Source organism: Acetanaerobacterium elongatum (genome assembly GCF_900103835.1).
Lineage (GTDB): Bacteria > Bacillota > Clostridia > Oscillospirales > Ruminococcaceae > Acetanaerobacterium > Acetanaerobacterium elongatum.
On sequence record NZ_FNID01000002.1, the window covers coordinates 118,291 to 128,986 of the forward strand.

9 protein-coding genes are annotated in these 10,696 nt (G+C 42.4%); 2 read left to right on the forward strand and 7 right to left on the reverse strand.

Annotation, left to right across the window (positions count from 1 at the left end; translation table 11 throughout):
* Positions 1-35: 35 nt before the first annotated feature.
* Positions 36-1,052 carry a sugar ABC transporter substrate-binding protein gene (locus BLR50_RS01175; protein WP_092637648.1) on the reverse strand — a complete coding sequence of 339 codons (1,017 nt, stop codon included), beginning with the start codon at positions 1,050-1,052 and terminating at the stop codon, positions 36-38.
* A 252-nt stretch (positions 1,053-1,304) separates the two neighbouring features.
* Between BLR50_RS01175 and BLR50_RS01180 the strand changes: the two genes are divergently transcribed.
* Positions 1,305-2,300: a LacI family DNA-binding transcriptional regulator gene (locus BLR50_RS01180; protein WP_092637650.1), complete on the forward strand. Its 996-nt coding sequence runs from the start codon at positions 1,305-1,307 to the stop codon at positions 2,298-2,300.
* 314 nt (positions 2,301-2,614) lie between these two features.
* Here BLR50_RS01180 and BLR50_RS01185 read toward each other — a convergent pair whose 3' ends face one another.
* Positions 2,615-3,664, reverse strand: coding sequence for a DUF5050 domain-containing protein (locus BLR50_RS01185; RefSeq protein WP_162840273.1), 1,050 nt, complete (start codon positions 3,662-3,664; stop codon positions 2,615-2,617).
* Between the two features lie 282 nt (positions 3,665-3,946).
* Here BLR50_RS01185 and BLR50_RS01190 point away from each other — a divergent pair, with 282 nt between their 5' ends.
* Complete coding sequence (locus tag BLR50_RS01190; RefSeq protein WP_092637654.1) at positions 3,947-5,437, forward strand: helix-turn-helix domain-containing protein; 1,491 nt, start codon at positions 3,947-3,949, stop codon at positions 5,435-5,437.
* 63 nt (positions 5,438-5,500) lie between these two features.
* Here BLR50_RS01190 and BLR50_RS14830 read toward each other — a convergent pair whose 3' ends face one another.
* The 5 genes from BLR50_RS14830 to BLR50_RS01210 form a co-directional block, all read right to left on the reverse strand.
* Positions 5,501-5,626 carry a zinc-ribbon domain-containing protein gene (locus tag BLR50_RS14830; RefSeq protein ID WP_092637656.1) on the reverse strand — a complete coding sequence of 42 codons (126 nt, stop codon included), beginning with the start codon at positions 5,624-5,626 and terminating at the stop codon, positions 5,501-5,503.
* A complete protein-coding gene (locus BLR50_RS14235) occupies positions 5,589-5,969 on the reverse strand; it encodes a zinc ribbon domain-containing protein (protein WP_143008013.1) in 381 nt (126 codons plus the stop codon). The genes BLR50_RS14830 and BLR50_RS14235 overlap by 38 nt, the downstream gene beginning before the upstream one ends.
* 51 nt (positions 5,970-6,020) lie before the next feature.
* On the reverse strand, positions 6,021-7,808 hold the full coding sequence (locus BLR50_RS01200) for a DUF5050 domain-containing protein (protein ID WP_092637658.1): 1,788 nt from the start codon (positions 7,806-7,808) through the stop codon (positions 6,021-6,023).
* 42 nt (positions 7,809-7,850) lie between these two features.
* Positions 7,851-9,773: a lectin-like protein gene (locus tag BLR50_RS01205; RefSeq protein WP_092637661.1), complete on the reverse strand. Its 1,923-nt coding sequence runs from the start codon at positions 9,771-9,773 to the stop codon at positions 7,851-7,853.
* A 284-nt stretch (positions 9,774-10,057) separates the two neighbouring features.
* Positions 10,058-10,696 (reverse strand): DUF5050 domain-containing protein (locus BLR50_RS01210; RefSeq protein ID WP_092637663.1); only part of this gene is annotated, 639 nt, incomplete at its 5' end.

A 10,696-nucleotide genomic window follows, 5' to 3' on the forward strand; every position in this document is an offset into this window, starting at 1 on the left:
CTCTGGGTTATTCTGGGCACAATGCTCTATTTTAATTATTTCCAGCTGTCAGTGCCGGCTTCTGCTACATTCTCAGAAGTAACAAGACTGGTATCAATAGAGTAAGTAGCTTCTATCTTGTCGCCTTTCAAAATGGAATAAGCACATTCAACGGCCTTTGTGCCAATAGAAACAGGGCTTTGTGCCGCGGTTGCATATAGGCCCTTATCAGCAATGCTCTTCTTCGCCGAGGGAGAACCGTCTACGCTGAACACCTTTACTTTATTTGCCACACCTGCAGACTGAAGTGCCCCAAGAATGGTTAAGCTTACATCATCGTTTAAGCCCCAGAAAGCGCTGATATCGGGATGAGCCTGCAGCAGATCTTCCGCAGTGCTTAAAACAACATCCATAGTAGCGATGGACTTGCGGCCCACAATCTCCACCTTGCTGCCCTTAATAGCATCCTCCAGGCCCTTTACACGCTGAACAACACTCTCGGCAAGTGGGTTCTCAATAATGCAGATCTTGGCACCATCAGGGAAAAGTTTAACCATTTCTTCGCCACAAAGCTTGCCGGCCTGATAGTTATTTGAGGAAATAAAGGTAGCGATCATATCTGTATCTGCAACGCCGGAGTCTACATTAATTACAGGGATATTGGCGGCCTTGCAGGCTTCCAGTGCGGGCTTAACACCCTTGGAATCACAGGGGTTTAGAAACAGAGCTTCAATGCCCTGTGTAATCAAATCGTCAATAGCATTGTTTTGTTTTGTTTGATCCATTGCACCGTCAATGGCAATCAGCTTATCACCATTTGCTTCAACTGCGGCCTTGATTGCATCACGCATTGCAATGTGGAAGGGGTTGGTCATATCCATGCAGGTGTACCCGAATACATGACCGCCCTTCGTTGTGCTTGCAGCAGGAGCTGAACTTTCGGTGCCGGTTGAAACGCTTGCGGCATTCTCAGAACTTTGAACAGCGCTTTCTGTGGGTGCGGTTCCGGATGAACATGCTGCCAGTGAAAGAGTTACGACCAAAGCTAATACAAATGCTAGTACTTTTTTCATAATATAATCCTCCTGTAAAATTAGGATAAACGTTTACGTAACCGTTTACCTCTGTGCCTATATGATAATCCCAATCACAGCATTTGTCAACATTAACAAATACACAATGATTATTTTGACTATTTGTGTATAATTAATAAGTAACAATGTTTTCTGATTCCAGAATAATTTCTTGCTTGACAAAAAATAGTTATTTGAATATACTTGATTTAAACGGTTACGTTGGCATTAAATATAAGAGGTGCATGAATCATGCCAAAAGCGAATATGCGTGATGTAGCAAAATATGCAAATGTTTCGGTCGCCACGGTGAGTCATGTTATCAACAATACTCGCTTCGTAGCAGAAGAAACGCGTCAGCGGGTTTTAGCCAGCATAGTGGAGCTTGGCTACAGCCCCGATGCCATGGCACGCATATTTAAGACTGGCCGCAAAAATTTGATTGGGTTTATTGTGCCGGATATAGCTAATGAGTTCTTTTCTACTATTATAGAAGAGGTTGAGGGTGTAATAGGCAAAGAGAACTTTAAACTGATTGTATCTAATACCAAAGAAACCAAAAGCCGCGAGGCAGAGAATATCCGTGTGCTTGCAAGCGGTATTGTTGACGGCTTGATTATCGCAAGCACCATGGAGAGCTATCATGAGCTGGAAAAATTGATTCCTGAAGGCTTGCCAATGGTATTTATTGACCGTGCTCTGCCTGACTGCCCCTGCGATACCATCACTATCTCGAATTATCAATCTGTTTATCAGGGTGTTGAAGCACTGATTCTGGAAGGACATAGTAAAATTGGTTATATTACCGGTCTGCCTCGTCTTTCCACAACAGCAGAGCGTCTGTCAGCCTATCGAGATGCTATGGAAGCATATCACCTACCGGTGGAGGAAGGCTTTGTTCAAACAGGTGATTCTATGAGCAAAAGTGCTGTGCTGCATGTGGATGCTTTAATTGGAATTGGCTGTACGGCATTAGTGGTTTCCAATAACGTAATGGCGGATGATGTTTTATATTATCTTAATGAAAAAGATATTAAGATTGGGCGGGATATAGCCATATTAGGCTATAATGACGGAGATCGGGTTAATTACAATATGCGTCGTATGCATATGGTACGTCAGCCCACCGTCGCATTGGGCAGAACAGCTGGGCAACAAATTTTGGACCGGATTGCAAATGTGAATTTGCCTGTTCGTCATACCATGCTGCAATCCACTTTTGTAAAAAGGGAGAATATAGTAAAGTAATACACGCAAGTATCAATCTTTTTTATAATTTAGTTCAAACATTTCTTGCTGCACCATTACAGCTTGTTTGAAATTTCAGACAAATTAACAGAAACGGCCGCACTATTAAAAGAATCAATAGTGCGGCTTCAAATTATATTATTGGCTTGGTGTTTTGATATTTTTGCTCCAATTTACGTTCGATGCTGGAGTTTACACAAAATGCGGGATATACCCAATAAGCGCTTATACCCTTGCACTTTCAACCATAGCGTCTATTCTGTTCATAGACATGCTCTCGCTGGTTGATCTTACCGGAGGAGGCTTAACCTTGCCTAATCAACTTCCTGCCGCTGGGTTCCGTCTATGCTTACTTTGTAAAATATGTAATCCCCCGCACACTCCTGATAATAAATCGCGTTATCCACTATATTAATCTGCTGGCACCACTTGTAATCACATAGTTTTGTGCGACCGGTTCCATCTGTTTTAATCTTATAAATCTTGTTCTGATCAAACTCATTGGAGTAATACACCCAATCACCTACAACATTAACAGCAACACTGCCATCGTCACAAAGCTTCATATTGCCTGTGCCGTCAATCTTTATTCTGTTGAGCTCACCTAAACTGGATTCATTGTCATAATAAATCCAGCCGTCGGCAACGTTTATATTATAGGTACTTGAAGCGCATACCACATTGCGCCCGGTTCCATCTGTTTTAACGGTATATATCTTATATCCGTCAGCCCAATTGATATAGTATATCGAATCCCCGTCAACACACATACCATAGGCTCGGTCATTGATGAGCTGTGTACGCTGAGTTCCATCTGTGCGCATTCTATAGATGAAATTATCGTTGGCGCTTATATAATAGATCCAATCTCCTATTACAGTGGTCTTCAAGCTTTGATCATCGTTGAGTTTTGTGCGCTCGGTGCCGTCCGTGCGGATTCTATAAATTTTATAATCATCTGAGCCATTCTGATAATAAACCCAGCCATCCAAAACGTTAATGCTCGCGGCGTTTAAAAAACCGTCGGTATCGTCGCTCAGCTTGGTTTTTTCAGTACCATCCATGCGGACTTTATAGATCTTATTCTTATCCGCAGGGTTACGGTAATACACCCAGTCTCCATCCTGAGCAGCCTGCCCGTTGTTTGATATATTCCCCACCGTATTACCTCTGCCTGATTGTGCAGCTTTTGAAGCAGTTTCGGTTGCAGAAGAAACCGGAGCCACATCCTGTTGGGCAGAAGAATCAGTGTTGCTGGTACTGGAATTTGCAAGCGAGCTGTTACTGGATGCAGAATTTCCAGTCATTACGGTATTGGAATGATCTTTTTCAACCGAGGCTGCATCTTGTTCTGTCGAGGGCAATAAAGAAGCAGCCCCATTATTATTTGCCGGATTACAAGCCTCCAACAGTATACAAGTTAACAATGCCAACGCAAGGAAAATGCAGCGCCAAACCGGATACATAAACCGCTTCAATTGTAAGCCCTCCCTAAGTTGTTTCCGTTATAAAAATCATACTCTTACGAATAAAATCTGTCAATCTGTGACAATTGTGTGTTAACCCATCTGTCACACTTTTCTTGATATTTAGTCTAATAATGCTATAATATAACTTATAAGGCTTATATAGGGGAGAGAAATAACTTGGACAGCTTTGCGGCTTATCTCAAGGAACTTATAGAAAAATCCGGCATCTCAATACAAAAACTCTCGTCGCTTTGCGGTATTGAGCGAACCTATCTTCACAAGATGCTCAGCGGGGAGCGACTGTGTCCTGACACGGAAGCTGTAAAGCGCATTGCAAAGGTGCTGATGCTTGACCTGCAGCAAACAAAAAAGCTGGAGGAGAAATACCTGATTGCCAAGATGGGCGAGGAGGTTTATGCGAGGCACAGGCTTGTAAAATCACTGATTGAGAGCTTTGACAATCCTGTAGTTCCCCGTAGCCCGTGGTCCATAAGCTCCGACACAGCCATTCTTGATTTTAACGGGGATGTAAAGCCGTTACAGGGTATGGAGGAAGTTAGCCGCTTTGTAAAGGCGGTGGTGGAGCAAGAATCCGCCAAGGAAAACGGTGTGATACGGATACTGGCACAGCCGGAGTATACCTTTCTCACAGAGCTGCTTGCCCATATCGGGCAGACAAAGCAGGAAGTTTCAATCATTCACCTGATGTGCCTGCAGCGGAATATAAGCGAACAAAGTGACAACCGCTATAATCTGCAACTGCTCTCTCACCTCGTGCCGCTGATTACTTCCGTATGCAACTACCAGCCGTATTACTATTATGACGATGTATATGCACACATCAATATCGCCAGCGTTCTGCCATATCTGATCATTACCGAAACATATGCGATGAGTATCTCCGCCGACGCAAGCAGCGCGCTGGTATGTCGGTCTCAAGAACTGCAAGGATTCTATCTTGGTCAATTTGAAAGAATACTTGCTCAGGCGCAACGAATGATTAACCGTCTTGACTCTCCAATGGCACTTTTTTCAGAATACGGGCAGCCGGACAGCGTTGACAATATGCCAGGATATTCTCTATTCGTGGAGCCTTGCTTTGGGCATTTCTTAACGGCAGATATTGTCCTTAAATATATGTCCCCAAGCCTGAAGGCTGATGAAAGTATAGTACAGTGGATGACGGCGCAATCAATAGAAAAGGACATTGTCCGGAAAGCCGAATGCTATCGGATATCCTTTTTTCTCACCGAAGGTTTGGACAGTTTTATTCAGTCGGGTCGTGTTCGAGAACTTCCGCCGGAATTCTACACCCCGCTGGATAAGCTGTGCCGGTATAAGTTGCTCCGAAGCCTGTATGAGCAATCGTCACTGGGTAAGTATTTGCCTGTAATCGTAAACCCTCAGACCTTCCGGCTCCCAAGAAACCTTATCATAGGAAGCTTTCATCAGGATTCTATTACCTTTACATACATATCCCCTGCACAGGGAATGCTCATTTTCTCCTTTCATGAACGTAGCGTGGTACATGCCATCCTTTCCTTCCTGCTATACCTCAAGGAAAGTGAATATGCTTTACCCCACGAGGAAACGATGGCTATCATACGCGAAAAGGTTGTTGCGTTGGAAGAAGAGCTTAACCTTCCACCAGAGCAGCGTATACAGTAACCTTACAGAATAAACAAGGCCGCCTTTACCGTAATTTTCGGAACAGGCGGCCTTTGTTGTAGTCTACTGCTTCGCGCCACATTTACGGCAAAAAGAAGCTCCTGCAACCACATTTGCCCCACATGAAGGACATAATTTTGGCATTTCCGGGTTATTTTTTTTCTCCGCAGCTTGGGCAAAATAAATCATCTGTAGAAATGAGTTTATTACATTTTGCGCACAGAATACTTTTTTGTGTTAATGTTTGGTTAGGTACAGCTTGTGCCGCATATTGCTGAGGCTGAGGTTGTGGCGAATAAACATGAATCTGCTGAATTTCTTTTTGCTGAGGCCTTTTGCTTAGATACCCTACCAACAAAAAGATTACTCCAAGAATAAGCGCAGCAATACTACAGTAAAAAACCATGTTTACTGTAGCGGTGTCGCCTCCCAATGCGCTGTTCCATTTATATTCCATTGTATCCCGCTGTGTCAACGCATAGATAAGAAAACCACCTCCACCTATAGATAGCAACCATCCGAAAGCTTTCACTCCAATTCTCCTTCCATTTACATTGATATTTGATTATCTTGAAGCAGTCTATCATGAAACCCGCTGCTTACCTGAACCATCCGGATGGATTCTATACAGACGGTTTTCATCATTCCTGTTGCGATAATAGAAATAATCGTCAATCAGTGCCAATCCGCCGCGTCCGCCATCATTCCAAATACCAGCGTTATCATCAATAAGTATCTGTTCACTGCCGTCAAGATTTATGCTGTTTAATCCTGTACCTTGAACAAAATAAAGTTTATTCTTATAGATCTGTAACGCGCCACCACCATATGAATCACATGAAACAAGCTTTTTACTGTCTTTGCTGTCGGTAATGCTAGTAGACATTATACTAAGACTGTTAGTCCACCAATTTGATGAATATTCTTCGTAAATTCTGTCATTTGCAATTAGTATAGAGTAAAAATCATCAGTTGCAGTTTTAATTTGAGACTCTGCAGTGCCGTCAAGATTACATTTAAAAACATTATTATCCTTTGTTGCATAATAAATAGTTTCCTCATAAATCCTGAACCATTGAATGTTCTTTCTGTCAACAACTACTTTGCGCCCGGTTCCGTCGGTGTTTACCGAGTAAAGCTTATTGTCGTCGGAAGAATTCAAATAGTACATTATACTACCTTTAACAACGAGGTTGTTTACACTGTCATTAGTAACTTTGGTAAAATCGCTGCCGTCATTTTTTACTCGATAGAGTTCATGATTACCGTAGTTATCTTTTCTAAAATATAGGTATTGTCCTATCACATTAAGATCTAGGACAGAAAAGGTAGTTTCAAGCAACTGGGTTTTTTGAGATAAATCCTTCTTTATACGGTAGATGCCGTTATCTGCAACATAATATATCCAGTCTCCCTGGTATGTAATATTGAGCATTGTAGAGAAATTCTGCGGCTCACACCCGATGGTATTCACTACCCCATCGTCAAGCAGCACCTCGTTTACCGGCGTATATCCTTGTTCTTTCTGTTGCTGTTGCTTTTGCACCATCGCGGAAACCGTATTTGCCAAGTTTGTTAGCTCCGTATCGTTCGGCAAAACAGCAAGTGCATCGTTGATGAGATTCAGTTCGCTTTCATATTCCTTCTTTTCCTGCAGGCTGTTGGCTTGTTCCATCACAGCTTTTTTGTATGCCTGTGCCGCCTGTTCCTTCAGGGATTTAATCTGAAGATAGCATGCGTCATTCTCCGGAACATTGGCCGCCTGCTGCAGAACCTGCAGATTCTCGCCGCTGTCGTAAAGCGATTGAATGTTAGCAAGCCTATCCTTGGAATACTTGATTTCAGAAATATTAGAGATTCTGGTATCTACATCAGAATAATTTAGTATACCAAGCTTCTTGATATTGTTCATCTGCTCAATAGTGGAGTCATAATCAGTCGTACCGGCTGTATAGGCTGCCTCGATGGAATCAAGCTGAGTGATTAAAGCAGCTTCGGCCGCCTTACAGTAACCTTCGTTATCCTCAATACGCTCATCATAAATCTCCAGTGCTTCGCCGTAATCCTTTGCTGCTATTGCAGCGGTAAATTCCTTCACGGGGTTATGCAGGATATTGTCGTAAGCCCACTTTCCGGCTACACCAAATCCGGCTAACACCACCAGAATAATAATCACCGCAACAAACTTACCGGCACCACCCTTTTTTTGGGGGGCTTGTACGGCAGGCGGGGCGGGTGGGGCTTGTACTGCTGTTGCCGTTATGGAATCACTTATCGAAGAATCAGCAGGTGTCTCCTGTAAAGAAGCTCCACATTTTTTGCAGAAGACGTTTGCATTTCCGTTATCGGAACCGCATTTCGGACATATCATAATATGTTCACTCCCTCAAAATATATCATTATATTTCAAACATTATTCCCACTCACAAATATATATATTTCCACCATCTACAGTTGAATTTCCAAAGTCGCCATCGTTCCATGTACCATCATTGAATTTCCAATAGAACATTGCATAATCCTCTTTGCTGTTTTCACTGTTTGGTTCTCCACTATGCCAGTTGCTATAATTCATAGGTTCATTAGTAACCCACAACCAGGTGCCCTCATTACTTTCATCTGTAGCCCCAAAATAAGCACTATCATATCCCTTGGATTGCATATACTTAAAAAGGAAATCATTTTCATCTTGTGATTGTATTGTAGCAAGATGGCCCCCAAGACTTTCACAAAATTCTTTAGCAACATCCCAACTTTTTGCATTATATAAATAATAATAATGATTATTTAAAGCAACTGCATCATCTGGAATTTGCTTTTTTGTCACTGATTGTTCGAAAGAACCATTAGGCTTATTGGATATTAGTTTCATATTGACTAATCCAAACGAGGTTCCTCCTGAAACAGCGATTATGTCTTTAAATGAAACAACCAAGCGATCTATATTGCTTACATTAACACTAATATCAATAGGTAATGAGTCAGGTGTAAGCTCATATTCCTGCAATACTTTATTATCACCTGAAATTTGCAATAATGTTTTAAAGTTATTAGTATTATAGCAATCGCTTATAATGACTACCTTACCACTGAGAAAGGAATATTGTTTATCTAGGCTATATGCATTCCAAACCCAACTGATTTCATTTTTATAGTTCCATCTTGCAACCCAAGCTTCCAATCCATCTTCATAAGTGTTTCCGTCAACGTCCCGTTTCCCATTACGTGTACCTAGCTTACTAATAAAGCTGTCCCCCTCGTTACCAGTATATCTGTCTGTGTCAACAGGAGATAACTGAAATAAATTAGACTTTTTATTTTTTTGATTATCTATCTCGTTTTTCAATACCATTTCTTGCTGTTCTTTTTGAGCTTCAACAGTGTCCAAAAGACTTATAAGCTGAGAATCATTTGGAAATTTAGTGAGAGCCTTATTTATAAGTTCTAACGCCGTACCATAGCTGTTTGAGTTCTGCAATTCGATAATATTGGTTAGTATACTCTTTTTATACTCAGTAACTATTGAATTATAAGATGTAGATAGTTCTGCATCATTGGGGAAAACGGTAAGTGCTTCGTTAATACAATTTAGTCCAGCTTCATATTCTTTCTTCTCCTGCAGGCTGTTGGCTTGTTCCATCACAGCTTTTTTGTATGCCTGTGCCGCCTGTTCCTTCAGGGATTTAATCTGAAGATAGCATGCGTCATTCTCCGGAACATTGGCCGCCTGCTGCAGAACCTGCAGATTCTCGCCGCTGTCGTAAAGCGATTGAATGTTAGCAAGCCTATCCTTGGAATACTTGATTTCAGAAATATTAGAGATTCTGGTATCTACATCAGAATAATTTAGTATACCAAGCTTCTTGATATTGTTCATCTGCTCAATAGTGGAGTCATAATCAGTCGTACCGGCTGTATAGGCTGCCTCGATGGAATCAAGCTGAGTGATTAAAGCAGCTTCGGCGGCCTTGCAGTAACCTTCATTATCCTCAATACGCTCATCATAAATCTCCAGAGCCTCGCCGTAATCCTTTGCTGCTATTGCAGCGGTAAATTCCTTCACGGGGTTATGCAGGATATTGTCGTAAGCCCACTTTCCGGCTACACCAAATCCGGCTAACACCACCAGAATAATAATCACCGCAACAAACTTACCGGCACCACCCTTTTTTTGGGGGGCTTGTACGGCAGGCGGGGCGGGTGGGGCTTGTACTGCTGTTGCCGTTATGGAATCACTTATCGAAGAATCAGCAGGTGTCTCCTGTAAAGAAGCTCCACATTTTTTGCAGAAGGCGTTTGAATCATTGTTTTCGATGCCGCAGTTTGGACAAAACAAATATTTACCCTCCCAAAATAAGAATAATTATGCTTGTATCTTGCTAATTATAAATGACTTCAATCCTTAAAGAGCATCTATTGCGTTGCTTAACGCAAAAAACTCTATTGTATGTTGCTGTTCCAGCTTCTTCATAACATCATATGAGATGATTCTATTTCTCCATATCAAGTAGTATTAGTTCTATTACTCAACTTCCTGCCACTGTGTGCCTTCGGTCTGAATCATATATCAGTCTTATTCCGCCGCTAATAAATCTTGCTGCCGTGCAGGCCTCGTTATGACTAATCTACTCGCTGCTGCCTGGTGCCATCGGTGCGCATCTTATAAAGCTTACTACCGTCACTCAGGTTGTGGTAATACACCCAGCTGTCCGTAACGTTGATAGATCCGCTAGAATCATCGTTGAGTTTCGTCATATCTGTGCCGTCGGTGCGCATCTTATAAAGCTTACAGTCGTCGCTTAGGTTGGCGTAATACACCCAGCCGTCAGCCACGTTAATAAACCTACTAGAATTATCGTTGAGTTTCGTCCTACCCGTGCCGTCGGTGCGCACTTTATAAAGCTTGTCGCCGTCGCTGTAGTTGGTGTAATACACCCAGCCGTCCGTAACGTTGATAGATTCGCTAGAATCATCGTTGAGTTTTGTCCTGCCGGTGCCGTCGGTGCGCACTTTATAAAGCTGGACGCCGTCGCTGTAGTTAGTGTAATACACCCAACCTTCCACCACGTTGATAAACCCGCTAGTATCATCGTTGAGTTTCGTCCTACCCGTGCCGTCGGTGCGCATCTTATAAATCTTGTTGTCGTCGTTATTGTTGTAGTAATACACCCAACCTTCCACCACGTTGATATCGTGGCTCCTATCATCGTTGAGTTTCGTCCTACCGGTGCCGTCGGTGCACACTTTATAAAGCTTGTA